This is a genomic window from Amphritea sp. HPY (assembly GCF_050870985.1).
Taxonomy (GTDB): domain Bacteria; phylum Pseudomonadota; class Gammaproteobacteria; order Pseudomonadales; family Balneatricaceae; genus Amphritea.
Map to the genome: position 1 here is coordinate 1093254 of NZ_CP194015.1, position 18397 is coordinate 1111650.

Here is an 18397-nt window from a genome sequence, read left to right on the forward strand (position 1 = left end):
GGCAACATCGCGTACACCTTCAAATTTCCTCCCTCTGAACTCAAATCGTTGACGATGCCGGACATTCTATTCTGGTGTCGTCAATGCGAACGACTTAAATCGGAGCTTTCAAACGATGGCGAATAACAAACGGCTTTCGGTCATTATCGGTGCAATCGATAAGCTGAGCGGTCCTGTCATGCGTATCAATAGCCGTATTGAGAAGCTGAGAGCCCCGGTTGACCGGGTTAACCGATCTTTGAATAAGCTTGGGCGTCAGTCGGGGCTTAAGAAATTTAATCGAGATCTGAAGAAATCAGCCCGCCAGGCTAAGGCAGCTGGCCGAGCAGTAGCGGGGCTGGCAAAAATCGGTGCTGGAATTGGTTTGGCTGGCATTGGTCTAGCTAGCTCATACGCTAATGCTGGTGACAATATTGCAAAAACCTCCCAGCGTTTGGGTTTTGGTGTTGAGGCGCTGCAAGAGTATCGCTTTGCCGCAGACCGCTCTGGGATTGCCGCAGAAACTTTCGATATGGCTGTGCAGCGTTTTGGTCGCAGGGCCGGTGAAGCTGCAAATGGAATGGGGGAAGCTCGAACGGCTCTAAAGGCTCTGGGAGTTGAGCTTAAAGATTCCGGCGGGAATATAAAAGGGACAGAGGAGCTTCTGATAGATGCTCTCAATAAGCTTGGAAAGGTTAAAGATCCTCTTACTCGTAATGCCCTAGCTATGAAGCTGTTCGACTCCGAAGGGGTCAAGATGGTTCAGATGGCTGCGGAAGGGGCTGAAGGGATATCGAAACTGAGAGAAGAGGCTCGACAGCTGGGGTTGGTGATGTCAGAGGCCGCCACAAAAGATGCGGAGGCGTTTAAGGATAAGTTGACCAATCTGACCGGAGTTATGACGGGGTTGAAGAATGTCGTTGGCGGCCAGGTTCTACCGATTATGGCCAGCATGATCGAAAGATTTACAGTGATGGCCAAAGCGAATATTCCACTGTTTAAGGAAGAAGCCAAAAAACTTTCTGCAATATTAAGCAGAATGGGCAATGCCGCTATGTGGATCTCCGAAAACTTTGGGCTAATGAATACTGTGTTCACGGTCCTCGGGGCGGTCATCGCTGGTAAGTTGATAATCGGTGTCGTAGCACTTGCCGGGGCATTTAAGACCCTCGGCATTACTATGATGACAACGCCTATCGGCTGGATTGTTGCCGGTATCGCTGCAGTGGTGGCTGGTGCAGTCCTGTTATACAAGCACTGGGATAAGGTGAAAGACGCTGTAGTCAGCTTTGCCAAGGTGGCGTTTAAATACAGCCCGTTTGCTCCGCTAATTCAGGGAGCTGCTCAGCTAATCAAGATGCTTTCCGGCTTCAATATTCTCGACAGCCTTCAATCAAAGTTGCAAGGCCTGTTGCCCAAGTGGGCTATTGACCTACTGGCTCTGGGAGGTTCTTCCAAACCGGTAACCGCTGCTGTTCCGAACGCTCAGGCACAAGTCGGCGGTAGTCTTCATATCAAGATCGATTCTGAGGGGCGCCCTCGGGTTCAGGATATCCAGAGTGATAATTCAAACATGGGCCTCTCTGTGGATGCCGGCATGATGATGGCAGGGCCTTAGTATGTCTGACTGGTTGAATAAACTTCTGCCCGCTTCTTTTCGAGGGCTTCAGTTCCATCTGATTGAAATCCCTGAAACTGAAGTTGGGCGGCGTACTGCAGACCATGAGTATGCCGGCAGGGATGATCCATACAGCGAAGATACCGGGCGGAAGCAGCGTGTTTACACTGTGCCCGGCGGCGTTGATGGCGCTGACTTTCTCCAGAAAGCTCACGCTTTGCAGGATGCTTTTGAAGCTGAAGGGCCGGGGTTGTTGATTCACCCTTACTATGGTGAGCTCTATGTTACCGTCCAGGCGCGGATCCGGTTCGAGGGCCGCTTTGCATCCTTCATTCTTACCTGCAAGGAATCAGGGCATAACGATCACCCGGTAAAGTCCATCGATAGCCGCCAGGCGATAACTGACAAAGCGATAGCTGCGGAAGCTGCTGCTATTCAATCATTCAATGCCGGCTTTGATGTTAAGGGGCCTGCCTTTATTGGTACTGCGGCGGTAGATCAGATAGCCGGCGTTCTGGATTCGATCAGTACGGGAGCGGCTGGGTCTTCCGGTGAGGTGTCCGGGCTTATCCGGCAGCCGCTGGACTTGGCTAAAAAAGTGTTTGGCTCTGTCAGCAGCATTAGCCAGGTAGCAACAAAGCCGATGGATTCATTGCGGGCCTACGAATCTTTGATAACTGACAATCCTGTAAAGAGTGTTAGCGGCGCTACACCTTCTCAAATACTGATATCAAAGAACCAGGCTGCTTCAGCTTTAGTATTTCAACAGGCCGCGGCTATTGAGTCGGCCAAGACTCTCGTGGATGTAGATTTTGAACATCAGGCGGAAGCTGAGCAAGCAGCTACTGCGGCATATGAGATGCTGGAACAAGTCAGCTGGCAATCTGATGACGCGGGATTTCGTACCTTGTCAGATCTTCGGGTGGCGGTTCAACAGGACATGCAGCTACGAATGCCTGAACTGCCTAAGTTGCAGCAAGTTTCTTTGGCGCAAACTACGCCGTCGCTGGTTGCTTCGTATAAATATACGGGCTCTGCCGATAATGAGCAGCAACTGATCACCCGGAATTCGGTAAGGCATCCAGGCTTTGTTCAGGGTGAGATTGAGGTGATCAATGTCTGACGTCAGGCTCTATGTTAATGGCGCTATATATGACGGATGGAAGGAAGTAACGGTTACCCGATCTATTGAGCAGGCGGCGCCGACGTTCAGTATAGGCTTATCGAGCTATTTTGATGGCGGTAACCGGGTGTTGCCGGTTAGTCCTGGTTCTAGTTGCAAGCTGGAACTGAATAATGAGCTTGTGATTACCGGTCATGTTGATGGTGTTCAGGGCTCATACGGGGTTAAGCAACATAACTATTCCATTGCTGGCCGGTCGGCTATCGGTGATTTAGTCGATTGCACGGCGATTATCGCGGGCGGGGAGTTCAAAGACCAAACCGTTGCTGCCATCGCTTCAGTGCTCTGCAAACCGTTTGGCATTAAGGCTGTCGTTGAGTCAGGCGTAGATGTTGGCGCACCGCTAAGTAAGCATAGATCGGATGATGGTTCTGTTCACGAAGTCATTGAAAGAGCCTGTCGCCGCCGGGGCCTTCTGCTGACCAGTTCAGCTGAGGGTGATCTGGTTATAACGACCGTTGGTTCAGGATCTATCAGTACGCCGCTTGTTTCTGGCGAAAACATCAAAAAGGGTTCGGGCAAGTTCTCACAGCACGAACGGTTCAGTGAGTACCGGGTAAAAGGTCAGGTTGATGACGGCGGTCAGGGCTGGGAGCTTGAGCAGCAAGTTCAGGCTCTGGGCGTTGCGAAGGATCCGAATGTTAAGCGCTACCGGCCACTGGTCATCGATGCTGAGGAGGGTGATACCGACCTCAGTAAGCGTGCGCAGTTCGAAGCGACTACCCGGCTAGGCCGTAGCGTCCAGGTGACGTATTCCGTTCAGGGTTGGGAGCACGATGGCGGGCTCTGGGAACCGAATAAGCTGGTGAGAGTAGTTGATTATTATTTTGATATCGATGGCTGGTTCCTGATCAGCAAAGTTGTTTACCGCTACGGTAAAGGCGGCACGGAAGCCGATATCACTGTAGTGCCAAAGGAAGCGTTCAGTCTTCAGGTTCTCAAGGAGAAGAGTTCGAGTTCATCAGGCTGGGAGAATATCAATGTCTATGATTAAAACCCTGGTGCGCCGGCTGGCCCGTAAGGTTTTGCGGGGCATTGTTACGCTCAGCTATGACGATACTGGCATTCAGCGCCTGCAGGTCAAAACACTCAGTGGTGATGTGTATGAACTGCCCCGGGTCCAGCAGTACGGTTATACCTCTAATCCTCATGCAGGTGCTGAAGGCATTGTGCTTACGCTGGATGATGCTCATGGCGTGGTAGTCGCGGTTGATGATCGTCGCTATCGAATGAAGGGCCTAAAGAATGGAGAAGTGGCTTTGTACGATGACACCGGTAATAAGGTTCATCTGCAGCGCTCCGGGAAAATGCATGTGACGGCCCCGACCCAGATCACCTTTGATAGTCCTTTGGCTCACTTCACCGGCAACCTGACAGCGTTAGGGCAGATCACGGATCTGTCTGCATCAGGCGGCGTGAGTATGGAGGGCATGCGGTCAACCTACAACACTCATGATCATGATGAAAACAACACCAGCGGGGCAACCGATGCTCCTAATCAGGAAATGTAATGAGTGATTTCAAAACGATCTTCACCGATCTGACGAGCGGCACCCAGTACAACATTACTGATCTTGGCATAGAGGAAGACGGCACCCTGGCAACGGCGGTGATTATTTCTCTGTTTACCAATAAGCGGGATCCGAATGCTGAACCGGATGATGCGCAGGGCTGGTGGGCTGATGACATCGGCTCTTTGCGTTGGACGCTTGCCCGGGAAAAACAGCTGCCTGAAGTCGCTCGAAAGCTTGAGCAGTATGATTCTGATGCTTTGCTGTGGGTTGTTAGTACCGGCCTGGCTAAGACCGTTCAAGTTGCTGCTGAATGGGTGGCAATGGGCGTGCTGAAAGAAACTATTTCTATAACGCTGGCTGATGGCCAGTTGATGCAGTATCAGATCGAGGAATCCTAAATGCCCTATGATCGTCCGACTGTTGCTGAATTGATGGAGCAGCAGACAGTAGACCTGTCTTCCATGTTAAAAGTGCCTAAGTCGCAGGTTGCCTGGTCCAATGCTGGGGTGCTTGCTAAGGTGCAGGCTGGTGGCTTACACGGCCTTCACGGCCACCTGAGTTACATCATTGATCAGTCATTTGAAGATACAGCAGAAGCTGAATTTCTTAAGCGGCGCGCTGATGTTCGGGGCATCCCGGCCAAAGCGGAAACAAAGGCGTCAGGCAATCGCGTTATTGCCGGCACTGATGGTGCGGCAGTAGTAGCAAACACATTGCTTCAGAGAGTGGATGGCGTTCAATTCACCGTCACCACCGGAGCCACAATAGTTGCAGGGGCTGCTTCTATCGCTGTTGAGGCGGTTGAGGCAGGTGTAACCGGTAATACCGCTGAAGATGAACCGCTGACATTCGTAACCCCTGTACCCGGTATTAACTCCACCTCTGCAGCAGGAGTGCTGGCAGGCGGTGTAGATGCTGAAACAGATGAGTCTCTGCGAGCTCGCACTCTTGAGGTTATCCGGGAGCCTCCCCATGGTGGCGCAGACCGCGATTATGTGAAATGGGTAAAGGAAACACCAAGCGTAAATATTCACCGTATATGGGTTGAGCGGAAGTGGATGGGCGCCGGAACTGTCGGTGTGTTCTTTACGGTGGATGGTGGGGTTGTGCCGGATGCCGCAACCGTACAGCTGGTTCAGGATTATGTTGCTGATGCCGATGATGGTCAGGCGCCAATAACTGCGGATGTTTATGTTATTGCGCCAACTGCTGTTGCGGTACCTATCACAATATCGGGTCTTTCCCCTGACACCCCGACGGTTCGAACAGCAGCAGAGGCTGAACTGTCTGATTTGTTTGCGAGATCGGCTAATGTTGAAAATGGTAGTGGATCTGGTTTGTTGCCAGTGTCTCATATCCGGGAAGCGGTCTCGATTGCGTCCGGCGAGTACGATCATGTTATTACAGCCCCAGCTGCTGATGTGACATTTAACCCGGGTGAATTACCAGTGCTGGGGGCTGTGACATGGACATAACAGCATATCGGCAACAGCTAGTGGCTTTATCCCCTCCGGGGCTTGCTTGGAATACTGAGCCTAACAGCGACTACAGTGCATGCCTTGATGTCTTTGCCTCTGCGTTGGCGAGGTTCGATAACAATATCGCTATCGCGTTGGAAGAGCTGGACCCGCGGACCGCTACTGCATTGCTGCCAGAGTGGGAGCGGCTACTTGCTTTACCGGATACGTGCACTCCGGCCGCTCAAACGATTCAGCAGCGAAGAGAAGCGGCTCACGCTAAGTACGTGATGAAAGGAGGCCAGAGCAAGGCTTACTTCATCGCACTCGCCGCCAAGCTCGGCTACTCAATCACCATCGATACTTTCAAGCCTTTTATCTGCGGAATATCTCAGTGCGGCTATGAGCTCAATCCTGCAGATATGCGTTTTGTCTGGCGCGTGAACGTGCCGGGTGAAAGATCAATCTATTTTCGAGCTGGTGTATCTGCGCCAGGTGAAGAGCTGCTTCATATTGTTTCGGCTGCTGAATTGGAATGCGTTTTCCGCAAGCTGCAGCCATCCCATACCGACTTATTTTTCAATTACCAGTGAGGTGATTAATGGAATACCAAGCACCTATCGGCGCCGCCGATCCGAATGATCCGTATGTAGATGGCAATCCGGGTACCGGTACTCCGGGCTCCCCTGTGCCGGCTGCTGCAATTGAAGGCCCGATGCGGGAGATAGTCAATGCTATCTCAGCTGGTGGGTTAACCCCTGATCCTAACGACCTTACTCAGCTTTCTACGCTTTTCTCTGCTTTGGTTAAAAAGACTTCTGGAACTGGCGCAATGCAGGTGCCAGTCGGCACCACGGCTCAGCGAGATGGATCCCCATCGGTAGGCGACTGGCGGGAAAATACTACTACAGGCCAGCCTGAGCGATGGAGCGGCACTGAGTGGGCCGCTTTCGGGGCTGCAGACGCACTCCTCCATGTTAGGGATGAGAAGGCTGGCGGCACAGACGCTGGAACATTTACATCGGGCGCTTGGAGAACTCGCACTTTAAATACGGTTGCTACGAATACCATTGCGGGGGCGAGCCTTTCTGCTAATCAGATTACACTTCCCCCAGGAACATATTGGATTCACGTAAGAGTTCCGGCAGCTAAATGTGATTTTCATAAGGCGAAACTTCGAAATATTACTGATGGCACAGACTTATTAATTGGTTCATCTGCGGATACGGCAACCACTGTGGGAGAGCAGTCAGATTCTGTTATCCAGGGGCAGGTAGTTCTAGCTGCAACAAAAACAATAGAGTTGCAGCATAGATGCGCTACAACAAACTCGGGGGATGGGTTTGGCGTTGCCTCGGGATTTGGCGTGGTTGAGGTGTATGCAGAGATTAATGTACGGATGAGGGGTTAGCATGCGATACGCGAAAATCGAAAATGGCACTGTAATCCAGATTCAGCCGAATAAAGAGACTGGGTTTATTGAGGTAGAGGATTCAGTTGTATGCGGGATGCAGCAGGAGGGTGATGATTTTGTTGCGCCCGCTATTGTTGAGCCGATGAAGGATGCAAAGACCATTCGGGCGGAGGCTCTCTCGGGTCTTGTTCATGACTTCGGCGATGGTCGCATTATTCAGGTTCGCCCCCCAGAGTTTGCCGCTGATGAATCTAATATTCGGAACGCTATTGAGCGAATGAAACGGCTAAGTATTGCTGAGCGGGGTTGGTTTATGGCCGACAATACTTGGCATAATGTGACTGCCGCAGAACTGCAGGTAGCGCTGAACTCAGCACAGGATCAGGGCGCTGTTATCTGGGATCAGTTCTTTGCGGATATCGCTACAGCTTAATGGTCTTAACAAACCGCACCCAGGAGTTAGCAATAGCTAAGGGGCGGTCCGGGCTAGACCGGTAGCGCCCCGGGCTGTATAGGAAAAGCTTCATTGTCAGGTCGGCTTTCGACGCAGAGGTGACAGTCAAGTTTGAACAACCAGCCCTATGGCGCATAGAGCAACAAGCAGTATTCCAACCTTGCAACCTGTGCTTGGGCTTCTGTCTGTTTTGATTAGCACGCCGATGTTTCTTTTAGCCGTTTAACTCCACCTTCAGCGGAGCAGACGTACGAGAGACTGCGTCCGCTGGAAGGCTTTGATAGGGTGTTTTAACTATTCGATATTGCAATTTCCAGGTCAGAAAAATCTGGATCTTCTGATAGCCGACCTGGGTTTACTAATGTCCAAAAATATCCCCTTGGACTATTATCACAAGGGATAGAGTCGCCCCATGACAAAACGCCAATGAGGTCATTGTTTGAAGCGACCACGGCAGACCCGGAGTCTCCAGGACAACTAAATCCTCCAGTTGTTGAGAAAACTCTACGGTAGGTATATGCACCTACTCTTATGTTGGTCTGGCCTGTGACTCTACCGGTAGTGTATCCAGTTCTAGCACCATGTTTCTTGATGGATTCCCCGATATTGGGCCTTCTTAGATTATTGAGACGACCTATCGTACGAACCGTCCAATTTGATATGCCAGCTGTATTATGTACCCTAGCGAGGGCGACATCTGTATCAGACCTACATGAAAACGGGATAAGGCATTCAAGCCTTGCCGTATCAGCGCGAAAAGGAGTCCATATAACTTCTCCCTTTCGCCCTGCATCGCTACGACCAATAACATGGTTGTTGCTCATTAATGCCGGCGCAGCACTACATGTTAAATTGCAGCGGCCACTTGCTTCAAGCGTAATACTTTTTGCATAAAGGGTTATTGTTCCATAAGAACCCATGCTATTTGAATTTCTACACTGATCACCACCCATCTCGCCAACTAGCATGTTAGCTTGCTCATAAGGGGGGTGTTCTTCTATGTTGCCAAAAGCTGGAATGATTTCTGGGCCTGATTCATAAGTTATAGGGACTTTGTGAAGTATATTGTCTTTGCTTGAATATACTTCTATATCATTTGGCGCACTTGCAATAAGATAATGCATGTCACGATATCTAACCACAAACTTTTCTTCTGTATATTCTACAGCTATAAACCCGTTGTTTTGGTTATGAGCTTCGGTTATCTCATCGAGCGCTTTCTGAATCTCGTCGCTGGTAAACTTTTTCATCTAGTTCTCCTTCGAGCTTCATTGAGTGATTTTGTGTAATTCAACTTGAGCCTTCTCGCCACATTCCAACACTCCATCGTTAGTTATAAGAAAACGTGTTGCGTCAATCAGTTGAGCCCGCAGCACAAACCGGATAATGTTATATAGGCAAAACCTTAAAGCAGCATCACCTCTATATTGCCATCAGGCAGGGGCTTCCCAATCATGTTAATTGCTTGGACTGTCGAAGTTATCAGAAAGTGATGCTCAGGATAATGCGCCATCCATGGAATTAAATCAGCATCGGCTGGGCATTGGTCAGCGACTATGCCTTCTTCGGTGATCGCGATATACGAGTCTTGGTCTGGCCCGTAGCTATATGATTCAGCTGTACTTGAAAAAGCATTCATTGGACGATCCTTATCCGGTTGAGGTCACGCTATGGGTTTGATGTTTATCGCGTGTATGCCGTTATCCTGTGGCTTTGCTTCGAACTCGACTTCCTGACCGGCTTTCAGGGTTTTATACCCCTCAACCACAATTGCAGAATAGTGCGCAAACAGATCTTCGTTATGGTCCTGGGAAATGATAAAGCCAAATCCTTTCACGTTATTGAACCACTTCACTGTTCCAGTAGGCATAGCCTTGCTCCTGTTCCTTAAGGTACAAAATTTTCCTTGAAGCTAAGTGTTGACGTGCTACTGAAATCTGTAAATAGGAAAAAGTCTTAATTTGGGTCTGAGAGGCCGGCACTGCGAATCCGGCTATAAGAACCGCCCCTGGTGCACTAGGAGGGCTGCGAGGGGCGGTTCGGGCCGAAGCCAGATTCAGTGTAGGCTGGATCTGGTTAAGGCGGTATAGGAAAAGCTTTATTGTCGGGTCGGCTTTCGACACAAAGCGAACATGTCACCAAGGCGGCTTGGACTTCAGCTAACGGTACGAAGCAGTCTTTGGAGGCCGTAACCCTGCGCTCTAGTTAATGGCAGTTTCTGACACTTTGCAGAAGCATATAAACTGAAACAAGTTGGTCGCTCATAGCTATACAGTGGACAGTGTCTGTAAGGTTAAGTCTAAATTTCTACATTTAAACAACACGAAGTGATCAAGGCCAACAATAATTACTGTTCAGCGCTGAAGGGGGCTGAGTCACCCAGCGGCCCTAAGTGGTGCGCACAATACGTCGTGGTCGGGGTATTACTGCCACCCCAGCAATAGCCGCCACTCTTGCGGGTCCATTGCACCTGATACAGAGCTTTAAACACCTGTTGTGCGAACCAGTCAGCATGGGCATCGGTGACCGCGTTTTCATTCGCATGCACCTGCCACTCCAGTATTCGCGCCTCACTGTCTACTCCCACATAATAATACGGACTCCCCAGCGATATTCTAGGACGGTTGATCGTCGTCCAACGAGGGATTTCCTTTTGGAGGGGTACTCGAGGCCGGTAACCTCGGAGCCCAAGACTATAGGGGAAGTAATCGGTCAGCCGATCCATCTCATAGGCACTGAGTTGAAGTGGACGCAGGGCCTCAAGTACCGAGTCCTGCCAGCTGTCCGCCTGCATATGCTCGGAGACCAGTACGGAGTTTACGGCCCACGTGACCTGCTTGGCTAGCCATTGGATGCGCTCATTATAGGCCTGTATAACGGCGCGCCGGAACCGCACAGCCTCTTTGCGGGGCAATACATAATGTCCTTCTTCCCACTGAATCTCACTCATCTACAATCTCCTCCTTGTTGAGTGTAGGTGACGGCCTATCTTTAGGAGTACTGTCCATGACCGCTTTTGGCACAAACTGGACTTGAATTGATCTTGGTAGGCTCAGAGCCTGTTAGGCCAGCTACCGACACGTAGCAGACCATCAGACTGCCTGAAACTTGATTCAGGTCGCCTTTCAACACAAAGCGGACATATACCATTAGAAAAGTATGATCTGCCCCATTTATTCATACCTTGGGATATATCGTGGCAACCTAACCGAACATTTACCATCAAGGTAGCAAATCAGGCAGAAGCAACTACAAAAGTAAATTCGGGAAATATGGCGGGATATTCAAGGGCGTCTAGCGCCAAAGGGAAAATTCATCACTATTAAGCAATTAACAAGACGCACAAGCAAGGACAAAGCTAAGTTTCGCCTCTTTGCTTGGCGTTAGGTTTGGCGTAAACGTTACTCACTCTGTAATTATGCTTCGTTGAACTTTTTGATTAGTGCATCGCCTTGCTCGGTGTTTAGAGAAACCATTGTCATTCTGAAGTTGAAGTTTGATTTGGTTGTATCTTTACAACCTTTTGCTGTCAAAGGTGTCTGCAAGCGTACAAAGTCATTTAGCTTTCGAGCATACCATTCATTTTCGTGACCACAGTGTTCTCTTTTAATTAGCTCTCGGTCCGCTTTACCGTAACCCACAATTCCAACACCGCTCTGGTATAAAAATACAACGTCACCTTCATTTAGGTGAGCTATACTTTCCTTCCAGCCTTGATAGAAAGCGGATGCTTCACCGTTTTCTAGCATTGTGTAGTGGTCTTCAGGTGAGTTGTTATAGTTTGTATTTAACAGGAAGTAGCGAGCTTCAGATGTTGGTGCATCGTTTTCTGAAGGTAGATCTTCGCTTCTCAATTCATCTAACTGTTTTTCTAATTCAACTAAACCTCCTTCAATGAAGGTACTGATAAGTTCAGTGCGAGTTTTGTCCAACACTTGCGCTAACTCTTCCAGCTGGTTTACGGTTGTTGTTGGCAGTCGAATAGACTGTAATTGAGAATCCGTAGGGGTGTTAATCATTTTTTTGATGTGGGTAGCTAAAGACATAGTGAACCTTCTGTAGTTTATTTTGTACTCCAAGATGTAATACAAAATGTATTACACGGCTCTTTCTATGTCAAATTGTATTTCAAAATGTATTACAAGATGGCTGACTCATTGAACCCACAGCACAAAGCGGACGCTGCAGAAGCAGAGAGACTTACTTGCCGAAGCCAGAGACAGTGTAGGCGGGATCTGGTGGCTCCGGTATAGGAAAAAGTCTGATTCTTAGTACGGCTTTCGACACAAACCAGAGACTCGCAGCTCAGGATAACGCCAAAATAACCGGCGGCTGAAAGCGTCTTACTTGATTATCCTATTAGAGCTTTTTTAATTTTTGAGTCCATAGGCTTTTTACCACTTTTTAGTTAGATTCTAATTGTAGTAAGGAGGGTGATCTGAAGGAGGTAAACCGTCTGGATGGTTATGGTACGGATTGTACCCATCTTCGTCAGATTTATCCCTACCGTAACGATCAGCTTTCCGATACTTTTTATTATTGAAATCAATTATTTTCTTGATGGCTTTACCTACCCACCACCAAGCAGCTTCAGATGGTTGCGGGGTAGCGCTTAAGGTGAGGGCAGCTTCGGATGGTTGCGGGGTAGCGCTTAAGGTGAGGGTTAATGCAAAAATAAGTACATTCCGAAATCGGTTCTTACCAGCAGTAGGTCTGCTTTTAACTATTGGGCTACTAGTTTCATTAAGTGAATAGAACATACAAAACTCCTAGCGTACTATGCGCCATTTTGTCGTTTTGTAGTGATTCTGAATATGGTATTAAAGCAGTATAGCCTACAAGCGTTTCAAGTTTCGGGGTGATTGTGGCTGTATAGCCTCCTCCCTCAAAGGACTTTCCCCTTTATTGATTCGAAAAGCCGGTACTGCAGATTCGGCCATAGGAAAAAGTCTGATTATTTCTGCGGCATAAAAAAGCCCTGGGACAATGCGAGCCGGGGCTAAAACCGATGAATCATTACGAAAATCTATTACAGCGTAGACCAGGTTTTCTGATCTGGATGTAGGAAAAGTCGGATTATTTAACGTAAGGGTTTGCGTTACCCTGGATATCAGCCACACGCTGGCTTTTCTCTAGTTCCCACTGATCAATTGGATCTGCTTTGTCCCAGGCTTCAAACAGCATTCTCTGCTGCTTGCTGAGGCTAACTTTGTACTTATCGGACATATAGAAGTAGGTGCGAGCTATATCGCCTCTGACCGCTGGCGCAGGCTCAAAGCGCTTTGCTTTGAAATTGACTTCAGCGTCACACTTTCCGTATACCCTGGCTTCGCCTTCAAGCATCCCGTATTTGAAGTTAGATCGATCCCCGTTTACCTCACCAATCGCCGGTACCAGGTTGTGCATATCGCCTTCCATTGCTCTGAATGTCGGGTCTTTCTTGCAGTTCTTTCGGCCACCGTCGCGCCAGCATTGTAGGTGCTGCCCGAAGTGGTGCGCTGGCATAACGTGTTCCCACTCAATGCGTGATGCGCGTTTTTCTTGCTTACGTGGAGTAAAGCCGCAGGTAGACCAGTCCGGCGCCAGCTTTTTACCCTTGCCTGATTCTTTGGTTACAGAGCTATAGTCGCAGCCGCAGTAAAAAGAGGACTGGTTGTCGCTGTAGAGCTTAGCTAGCCTTTTCTTTGCGCTGCTGAAGGATAGTGGATCAGCATTCGCACTGGCGGTAGCCAGTAGAAGGGCGGCGGTTAAGGATATTAGGCGTTTCATCGATAACGTTCCTTGTTAAAAATAGTGATCTTACCTGCTATAGATTTGCAGGCAAGACCCGGCCTAGATAAAAGTCTTAATAATCTCTCAATTCCATATCGATGCTTTCATAGTCAGCATCGTCGTAGCCTTTATCAGTCAGCTTATCGACGGCTTTCTCGGCTTTCTTTTCAGAATGGAAATTTTGATTCAGATATTCCCTGTCGCCGTCGTCATTGGTGAAGTAAGCCTGATATGTAATGTCGCCCATAGCCTGCTCTCCTATTTAGTCAGTGTCCGAGGACAATAATTAGCAAATATCCATTGCTACTCCCTGACCATTATCAACATTTCCTGTTTAGTCCCTGTTTTTTTCTTACCGGGCTATTGCTGTGAACATAGCCACCCCCTTAAGGGGTGCACCCCTTTTTCACATAATTCCAATATCAAGCCACTAAATCTGGATTACCGATATTCGGCATATCTTCTTTAGGCACAATGTCTGATACGCTGAGGTGGATTGCATCGACCGTGCTCCAGTCGATTGTAACTGCCAGGTTCCCGCCGATCTGCTCAATCAATTTATCATACTGCCAGACAGTGAAATCAAGCTCAGTGCCTTGCCATTCTCCGTCTTTAACGCCAACTTTCAGCTTACGGCCTACCATGCCCTGACTCTGCAGCTGCAAGCAAAAACCCCGTGCTATCGGGTCGAATGTCTGTTTCAGCAATTCGATCTCTGAAACAGGCTCTATATTGATTGTCTTGGATAAAGTCGGTGGCATTTTTTGTTGGCCTAGATTGTTGAACACTTGCCTTGGGAAACTACTGCTATACGCTCATTGCTAACAATTACCGTGAAGAAGATTGTGAAGAAGTTGTTCGTCTGACGAGTGAAGGTGCCGCGATAGCCATCAGAATATTCACAGAAATACTCTGATTTGCACTTATCCAATAGGGGGGGCTCGGTTCCGAAAATCTTTAAGGAGAGCTCACCGTTGTTATCAGACAAGAGAAATCTCTGTTCTTCAATATCCATTTGGGTTGTACCAAGAACTTTTCCGTTTGCGCTACGAATCCCTGTGGATGCATCAGCTAAGCAGAGATAAGACTCTGCATAAGCTGTAGCAGAGGTCATTAAGCCTATAAGTAATAGTGTAATTGCGGTTTTCATGATCCTTTCTTCCTCCATAGATCCATAATCCATCCGTTGTACTCGATATAAGCCCAAGGGTATCCGGCCACTTTATCATAAGCCTCAACCGGCTGAATTCATCTGAACTAATCCAGCTAAGCCCAGTTAAAATTAACAACATGAGATATTTTATTACCATGCTTGGCTTGTATTTGTTTGAATTTCCTAGATAAGAATACATTTTTCCATTCGTCCTGAGTCCCAGGTATGTCTTCAAATGGTACATTCATACCATCAGGAGAAATATCCATAAAAAGAAGAATCCCTCGAAACGAAAACTTAGCGCCATAAATAAATTTATTGTCTTTTATGACTGGAGCGAACTGGACTGCGTCATGTGAATTTATGGTTCCACCTTCTTTATAAGCCACGCGCATACCGTTATTCTCAGAAAATGACTCAAGCCCATAAGCAGCCTTTACGAGATGATCACTAGCGCGGCCAGGATGATCGCTATCATGGCCAATGTAGTATTCCCCACCATAGGAGAAATTGATAAGTGTTTTAAGAAGCCACCTCTCCAGAGCTGTTGCATTAATTGAGAAGGTAACTTTTTTAAATTTTTTATTCGGTTCTTTCGCCCTATCATCGATAAGCTTTGCTTGTTTTCTTAGTACATCAAAGGCATGACTCCCCGCTTGATCTAGAGGAGACAATAATGAGTTATGCTCCTTGCATAGGCATTTTTTTGTTAGGTTAGCTAGCCCTATAAGTTTTGGTTCGTCTTTGCACCAAGAAAAACCTTGCACATTTATTTTTGTGCCAATGAACAAGCTTTTGGAAACGATATGCTCACGACTAATGCCGCCGTCGCAATCGTTAAGTATATTTGCCCAGCAATTATCCATTATGTATCCCTAACAAATTAATAGTATTTCCTTGAGGGACTAAGGGTACTGCCGCAATTTGCTCTCGTAAATTGTATGGTGGCGGAAACAGCTTAAATATTTTTGGCGTCGAGTATTGCCGCGAATATCAACGCTGCCTCCGTATCTTCCGCTTGCCTTTGTTTTGACTTCGGAAAGGGCATAGGGCCAGCACTATAGTGTTATTACATTCTCTATATTTGGAGGCTGGTAATGAACACCAAATCTCTTTTGTTTGTAGCTTTGATCCCCTTGATATCTGTGGCTGCCCCTCCTGAACCAACGGCAACGGAAGTCGTAGTCATCAACTGTGTAGTTAATCCTCCGCATTTAAATATCACAGCATCGGAATCATCGACAGAATTGGATCCCTCTATCTTGGCTACGGGAAACTGTGCTGATGGTCTTTATAATCTGATGATTGAAGGATATGAGTTAGTTAGCTCTACTGGCAGTGGCTATGGCAACACTCTTTTTACGTTGTTTAAACCGGGTAAGTGAAGCTTCATTCTCCCTGAAGCGCTCTAAGCTTCTGCTCAAGGTTGTTGATGCGCTGTTTTAGCAGGCTGATAGTTTCTTTGTCTTTCAGCATTACGCGTTCATAGCCATCAGCCAGAACATGCCAGGCATCGATTGTCTGCGGCATTGGTTCGCCTTTAGGCAACAGGGTAGGCTTCTTAACCAGCACCATGCCTTCCGGAACGTGGCGGGCGTTCCATATCTCAACTGCTTTCTTTGCTGTCCAGTTTTTGTGGCGATTGCTTATATCGCAATCAAGCGACGAGCAACACACATATGCACCTATTGAGGTTTCTGTTAATTCTGCGTCGCTGCCACAGCAAGGGCAGGGTAGTAGCTGATCAGTGTTCGCAACATTATCCATTTGTCATTCCCCAAAGCTAAACACTAAGTAATTGATTTATAAGGGCAGGAATAGGGCGTTTTTGCCCCTGTTTTCGGCCCTGATTTATAGGTTAACCAGTTGATATATTGGAGGAATTAGAGTTATATAAAACGCTGTATGGTGTGCACAGTTCATTGACATTCCTCCTGTGTAGCAGCAATCATTCCTTCCCATAGATTAATAGTATTTCTACAGGTGTCGAGCAGCTCTCCGAATTTTTATGGTGCTGTAAGCTTGGAGTCTTAGGCACTAAAGCCAACCCATCAGGAATACCCATCACCCGATTCCAGTCCTGCTTGCGCAATGAAACGTGACAGTCACGACATTGAACAGATTCAATTCCGTAGGGCTTCAGCTCTTTAAGGTTGGTGCTGCCGCAGCAGCAATTACTCAATTCTTCAGAGTTCATATCTTCCCTATATTCCCTATTTTTCTTTCTGAAAACCATTTGGTAAGTATTTGTTTTATAATGCTCCAAACGACCTATTTTGTTATGGTCAAAAGTACTGTGAATTAAGGTTTAACCTTTTGATAAATAAAGAAAAAACATCTGTTCTATTCGTATGCCTTGGAAATATCTGCCGGTCACCTACTGCGCATGGTGTCTTCAGGGCGCAGGTTGAACGCGCGGGCCTGATTGCTGAGATCGAAATAGATTCAGCGGGTACGGCGGCTTATCATGTTGGTAATGCGCCTGATCAGCGCTCAGCAAGTACGGCCTTGCAGCGTGGCTATGATCTGAGTGATTTGCGGGCGCGGCAGGCGGTGAGGGCGGATTTTAATCAATATGATTATATTCTGGCGATGGATAAGCAAAATCTGAGCGATCTGCGTGATATCTGTCCGGCGAATTATTCCGGCTATCTTGGGCTGTTTCTGGAGTTGGTGCCGGGTAATATTATTGAGGTTCCTGATCCCTATTATGGCGGTGCTGACGGTTTTGATCATGTGCTTGACCTGGTCGAGGATGCTTCGCTGGCGCTGTTACAGCGTATTCAGAATGAGTTGGCGCAGAACTAAATAGGGGGGGGTCATGCAATTATCGCGTAAAGCCTCGCTGAAGGCGTACAACAGTTTTGGTTTTGACGTCAGTGCCGAATATCTGGTGATAGTTAAGACGCTCGATGAGTTGAAGGGTGCGTTAGGCTTTTGTGCTGAAAACAAGTTGTCGCTGCTGGTGATCGGAGGCGGTAGTAACCTTATTCTGACGCAAGATATTTCCGGATTGGTGGTTATTAACAGAATTGTCCTGAAGCAGGTTGAGTCAACCTCTGATGGTGATTTTCTGGTTACTGCGGGTGCTGGTGAAAACTGGCATGAGTTTGTGCGCTGGACTTTGATGCAGGGTTATAACGGGCTTGAAAACCTTTCGTTGATTCCCGGTACTGTCGGTGCGGCGCCGATGCAAAATATCGGTGCCTACGGTGTCGAAATTAAAGATCGGATGGAGTATCTGGATGCTCTGGATCGTGAGTCCGGTGAGCTTTGCCGGTTTGCCGCAGGCGAATGTGGTTTCGGTTACCGGGATAGTGTTTTTAAACGTATTCATGCTGGTCGTTACATTATTATTTCTGTGACCTTTCGGTTGTCGGCTAAGGTCGGGTTGGTGTTGGATTATAGCGGCCTTTCCGCTGTAGTGGAGCGTCAGGGAATTGAAGATCCTACGGCGCTTCAGATTAGTGACCTGATCTGTGACATTCGTCGTAGTAAGTTGCCTGATCCTGAAGCTCTCGGTAATGCGGGTAGTTTCTTTAAGAATCCGGTAATCCCCGAGCAGCAGTGTGCTGAATTAACCCGGCGCTATCCAGGGTTGGTATCTTTTTCTGATCAGCCGGGATTGCGTAAGCTTGCGGCTGGCTGGCTAATCGATCAGTTGGGTTGGAAAGGGCATCGTCAAGGTGCTGTTGGGGTTTATGATAAGCAGGCGCTGGTGCTTATTAATTATGGTAAGGGTAGTGGTGGGGATATTCTGAGCCTGGCGCAGGCTATTCAGGCGTCGGTTGCTGATCGCTATGGTGTGCTGCTTGAGATAGAGCCTCGGACGTATCCTTGACCTGAGCTGTGG

General features: G+C 48.1%; 25 protein-coding genes. 12 read left to right on the forward strand and 13 right to left on the reverse strand.

Translation table 11 applies throughout. The features are described 5' to 3' along the window. The first annotated feature begins 115 nt into the window (after positions 1-115). Genes ACQUQM_RS04755 through ACQUQM_RS04795 form a run of 9 tightly spaced genes read left to right on the forward strand, consistent with a single transcriptional unit; the run spans position 116 to position 7598 of the window. On the forward strand, positions 116-1597 hold the full coding sequence (locus ACQUQM_RS04755; protein ID WP_432473339.1) for a hypothetical protein: 1482 nt from the start codon (positions 116-118) through the stop codon (positions 1595-1597). A 1-nt stretch (position 1598) separates the two neighbouring features. Next, complete coding sequence (locus ACQUQM_RS04760) at positions 1599-2720, forward strand: DNA circularization protein (RefSeq protein WP_432473340.1); 1122 nt, start codon at positions 1599-1601, stop codon at positions 2718-2720. After that, positions 2713-3774 (forward strand): phage baseplate assembly protein, encoded by a 1062-nt coding sequence (locus ACQUQM_RS04765; RefSeq protein WP_432473341.1) that lies wholly within the window; start codon positions 2713-2715, stop codon positions 3772-3774. The genes ACQUQM_RS04760 and ACQUQM_RS04765 overlap by 8 nt, the downstream gene beginning before the upstream one ends. Next, on the forward strand, positions 3761-4291 hold the full coding sequence (locus ACQUQM_RS04770) for a phage baseplate assembly protein V (RefSeq protein ID WP_432473342.1): 531 nt from the start codon (positions 3761-3763) through the stop codon (positions 4289-4291). The genes ACQUQM_RS04765 and ACQUQM_RS04770 overlap by 14 nt, the downstream gene beginning before the upstream one ends. Continuing rightward, positions 4291-4692, forward strand: a complete 402-nt coding sequence (locus tag ACQUQM_RS04775; protein WP_432473343.1) for a phage GP46 family protein — start codon at positions 4291-4293, stop codon at positions 4690-4692. The genes ACQUQM_RS04770 and ACQUQM_RS04775 overlap by 1 nt, the downstream gene beginning before the upstream one ends. After that, positions 4693-5769, forward strand: a complete 1077-nt coding sequence (locus ACQUQM_RS04780) for a baseplate J/gp47 family protein (RefSeq protein ID WP_432473344.1) — start codon at positions 4693-4695, stop codon at positions 5767-5769. It abuts the gene before it with no gap. Further along, positions 5760-6344: a YmfQ family protein gene (locus ACQUQM_RS04785; RefSeq protein ID WP_432473345.1), complete on the forward strand. Its 585-nt coding sequence runs from the start codon at positions 5760-5762 to the stop codon at positions 6342-6344. The genes ACQUQM_RS04780 and ACQUQM_RS04785 overlap by 10 nt, the downstream gene beginning before the upstream one ends. Before the next feature lie 8 nt (positions 6345-6352). After that, positions 6353-7162, forward strand: coding sequence for a hypothetical protein (locus ACQUQM_RS04790; RefSeq protein ID WP_432473346.1), 810 nt, complete (start codon positions 6353-6355; stop codon positions 7160-7162). A 1-nt stretch (position 7163) separates the two neighbouring features. Next, a complete protein-coding gene (locus ACQUQM_RS04795; protein WP_432473347.1) occupies positions 7164-7598 on the forward strand; it encodes a hypothetical protein in 435 nt (144 codons plus the stop codon). 311 nt (positions 7599-7909) lie between these two features. On the opposite strand, the gene ACQUQM_RS04800 is transcribed toward ACQUQM_RS04795, so the two are convergent. From ACQUQM_RS04800 to ACQUQM_RS04850, 11 genes are all read right to left on the reverse strand, one after another. Beyond that, a complete protein-coding gene (locus ACQUQM_RS04800; protein WP_432473348.1) occupies positions 7910-8869 on the reverse strand; it encodes a trypsin-like serine protease in 960 nt (319 codons plus the stop codon). A 155-nt stretch (positions 8870-9024) separates the two neighbouring features. After that, positions 9025-9258: a hypothetical protein gene (locus ACQUQM_RS04805; protein ID WP_432473349.1), complete on the reverse strand. Its 234-nt coding sequence runs from the start codon at positions 9256-9258 to the stop codon at positions 9025-9027. 24 nt (positions 9259-9282) lie between these two features. Next, positions 9283-9489: a cold-shock protein gene (locus ACQUQM_RS04810; RefSeq protein ID WP_432473350.1), complete on the reverse strand. Its 207-nt coding sequence runs from the start codon at positions 9487-9489 to the stop codon at positions 9283-9285. Between the two features lie 477 nt (positions 9490-9966). Beyond that, a complete protein-coding gene (locus tag ACQUQM_RS04815; protein ID WP_432473351.1) occupies positions 9967-10569 on the reverse strand; it encodes a hypothetical protein in 603 nt (200 codons plus the stop codon). 466 nt (positions 10570-11035) lie between these two features. Next, positions 11036-11665: a hypothetical protein gene (locus ACQUQM_RS04820; protein WP_432473352.1), complete on the reverse strand. Its 630-nt coding sequence runs from the start codon at positions 11663-11665 to the stop codon at positions 11036-11038. Between the two features lie 369 nt (positions 11666-12034). Continuing rightward, complete coding sequence (locus ACQUQM_RS04825; protein WP_432473353.1) at positions 12035-12379, reverse strand: hypothetical protein; 345 nt, start codon at positions 12377-12379, stop codon at positions 12035-12037. Positions 12380-12695: 316 nt separating this feature from the next. Next, positions 12696-13388: an endonuclease gene (locus tag ACQUQM_RS04830; protein WP_432473354.1), complete on the reverse strand. Its 693-nt coding sequence runs from the start codon at positions 13386-13388 to the stop codon at positions 12696-12698. Between the two features lie 76 nt (positions 13389-13464). Next, positions 13465-13638, reverse strand: a complete 174-nt coding sequence (locus tag ACQUQM_RS04835; protein ID WP_432473355.1) for a hypothetical protein — start codon at positions 13636-13638, stop codon at positions 13465-13467. 175 nt (positions 13639-13813) lie between these two features. Next, a complete protein-coding gene (locus tag ACQUQM_RS04840) occupies positions 13814-14152 on the reverse strand; it encodes a hypothetical protein (RefSeq protein ID WP_432473356.1) in 339 nt (112 codons plus the stop codon). Between the two features lie 11 nt (positions 14153-14163). Further along, the gene (locus ACQUQM_RS04845; protein WP_432473357.1) at positions 14164-14541 is read right to left on the reverse strand and encodes a hypothetical protein; all 378 of its coding nucleotides are present in this window, start codon (positions 14539-14541) and stop codon (positions 14164-14166) included. A 116-nt stretch (positions 14542-14657) separates the two neighbouring features. Then, a complete protein-coding gene (locus ACQUQM_RS04850; RefSeq protein ID WP_432473358.1) occupies positions 14658-15410 on the reverse strand; it encodes a hypothetical protein in 753 nt (250 codons plus the stop codon). Between the two features lie 231 nt (positions 15411-15641). Between ACQUQM_RS04850 and ACQUQM_RS04855 the strand changes: the two genes are divergently transcribed. Beyond that, complete coding sequence (locus ACQUQM_RS04855; protein ID WP_432473359.1) at positions 15642-15929, forward strand: hypothetical protein; 288 nt, start codon at positions 15642-15644, stop codon at positions 15927-15929. Positions 15930-15933: 4 nt separating this feature from the next. Here the strand turns inward: ACQUQM_RS04855 and ACQUQM_RS04860 are convergent, their stop codons facing one another. Together ACQUQM_RS04860 and ACQUQM_RS04865 are read right to left on the reverse strand one after the other, a co-directional pair. Continuing rightward, positions 15934-16311, reverse strand: a complete 378-nt coding sequence (locus tag ACQUQM_RS04860; RefSeq protein ID WP_432473360.1) for a Lar family restriction alleviation protein — start codon at positions 16309-16311, stop codon at positions 15934-15936. Between the two features lie 181 nt (positions 16312-16492). After that, on the reverse strand, positions 16493-16741 hold the full coding sequence (locus ACQUQM_RS04865) for a hypothetical protein (protein WP_432473361.1): 249 nt from the start codon (positions 16739-16741) through the stop codon (positions 16493-16495). A 119-nt stretch (positions 16742-16860) separates the two neighbouring features. On the opposite strand from ACQUQM_RS04865, the gene ACQUQM_RS04870 reads away from it, so the two are divergent. Next, entirely contained in the window at positions 16861-17352 is a 492-nt protein-coding gene (locus ACQUQM_RS04870; RefSeq protein ID WP_432473362.1) for a low molecular weight protein-tyrosine-phosphatase, read from the forward strand. 13 nt (positions 17353-17365) lie between these two features. Beyond that, positions 17366-18385 carry a UDP-N-acetylmuramate dehydrogenase gene (murB, locus tag ACQUQM_RS04875; RefSeq protein ID WP_432473363.1) on the forward strand — a complete coding sequence of 340 codons (1020 nt, stop codon included), beginning with the start codon at positions 17366-17368 and terminating at the stop codon, positions 18383-18385. The last annotated feature ends 12 nt before the right edge of the window (positions 18386-18397 follow it).

What these genes read in the sequence shown, in the direction of transcription:
- ACQUQM_RS04755 (WP_432473339.1), top strand. Translation starts at nt 116, where the DNA reads ATGGCGAATAACAAACGGCTTTCGGTCATTATCGGTGCAATCGATAAG.
- ACQUQM_RS04760 (WP_432473340.1), top strand. Translation starts at nt 1,599, where the DNA reads ATGTCTGACTGGTTGAATAAACTTCTGCCCGCTTCTTTTCGAGGGCTT.
- ACQUQM_RS04765 (WP_432473341.1), top strand. Translation starts at nt 2,713, where the DNA reads ATGTCTGACGTCAGGCTCTATGTTAATGGCGCTATATATGACGGATGG.
- ACQUQM_RS04770 (WP_432473342.1), top strand. Translation starts at nt 3,761, where the DNA reads ATGTCTATGATTAAAACCCTGGTGCGCCGGCTGGCCCGTAAGGTTTTG.
- ACQUQM_RS04775 (WP_432473343.1), top strand. Translation starts at nt 4,291, where the DNA reads ATGAGTGATTTCAAAACGATCTTCACCGATCTGACGAGCGGCACCCAG.
- ACQUQM_RS04780 (WP_432473344.1), top strand. Translation starts at nt 4,693, where the DNA reads ATGCCCTATGATCGTCCGACTGTTGCTGAATTGATGGAGCAGCAGACA.
- ACQUQM_RS04785 (WP_432473345.1), top strand. Translation starts at nt 5,760, where the DNA reads ATGGACATAACAGCATATCGGCAACAGCTAGTGGCTTTATCCCCTCCG.
- ACQUQM_RS04790 (WP_432473346.1), top strand. Translation starts at nt 6,353, where the DNA reads ATGGAATACCAAGCACCTATCGGCGCCGCCGATCCGAATGATCCGTAT.
- ACQUQM_RS04795 (WP_432473347.1), top strand. Translation starts at nt 7,164, where the DNA reads ATGCGATACGCGAAAATCGAAAATGGCACTGTAATCCAGATTCAGCCG.
- ACQUQM_RS04800 (WP_432473348.1), bottom strand. Translation starts at nt 8,869, where the DNA reads ATGAAAAAGTTTACCAGCGACGAGATTCAGAAAGCGCTCGATGAGATA.
- ACQUQM_RS04805 (WP_432473349.1), bottom strand. Translation starts at nt 9,258, where the DNA reads ATGAATGCTTTTTCAAGTACAGCTGAATCATATAGCTACGGGCCAGAC.
- ACQUQM_RS04810 (WP_432473350.1), bottom strand. Translation starts at nt 9,489, where the DNA reads ATGCCTACTGGAACAGTGAAGTGGTTCAATAACGTGAAAGGATTTGGC.
- ACQUQM_RS04815 (WP_432473351.1), bottom strand. Translation starts at nt 10,569, where the DNA reads ATGAGTGAGATTCAGTGGGAAGAAGGACATTATGTATTGCCCCGCAAA.
- ACQUQM_RS04820 (WP_432473352.1), bottom strand. Translation starts at nt 11,665, where the DNA reads ATGTCTTTAGCTACCCACATCAAAAAAATGATTAACACCCCTACGGAT.
- ACQUQM_RS04825 (WP_432473353.1), bottom strand. Translation starts at nt 12,379, where the DNA reads ATGTTCTATTCACTTAATGAAACTAGTAGCCCAATAGTTAAAAGCAGA.
- ACQUQM_RS04830 (WP_432473354.1), bottom strand. Translation starts at nt 13,388, where the DNA reads ATGAAACGCCTAATATCCTTAACCGCCGCCCTTCTACTGGCTACCGCC.
- ACQUQM_RS04835 (WP_432473355.1), bottom strand. Translation starts at nt 13,638, where the DNA reads ATGGGCGACATTACATATCAGGCTTACTTCACCAATGACGACGGCGAC.
- ACQUQM_RS04840 (WP_432473356.1), bottom strand. Translation starts at nt 14,152, where the DNA reads ATGCCACCGACTTTATCCAAGACAATCAATATAGAGCCTGTTTCAGAG.
- ACQUQM_RS04845 (WP_432473357.1), bottom strand. Translation starts at nt 14,541, where the DNA reads ATGAAAACCGCAATTACACTATTACTTATAGGCTTAATGACCTCTGCT.
- ACQUQM_RS04850 (WP_432473358.1), bottom strand. Translation starts at nt 15,410, where the DNA reads ATGGATAATTGCTGGGCAAATATACTTAACGATTGCGACGGCGGCATT.
- ACQUQM_RS04855 (WP_432473359.1), top strand. Translation starts at nt 15,642, where the DNA reads ATGAACACCAAATCTCTTTTGTTTGTAGCTTTGATCCCCTTGATATCT.
- ACQUQM_RS04860 (WP_432473360.1), bottom strand. Translation starts at nt 16,311, where the DNA reads ATGGATAATGTTGCGAACACTGATCAGCTACTACCCTGCCCTTGCTGT.
- ACQUQM_RS04865 (WP_432473361.1), bottom strand. Translation starts at nt 16,741, where the DNA reads ATGAACTCTGAAGAATTGAGTAATTGCTGCTGCGGCAGCACCAACCTT.
- murB (WP_432473363.1), top strand. Translation starts at nt 17,366, where the DNA reads ATGCAATTATCGCGTAAAGCCTCGCTGAAGGCGTACAACAGTTTTGGT.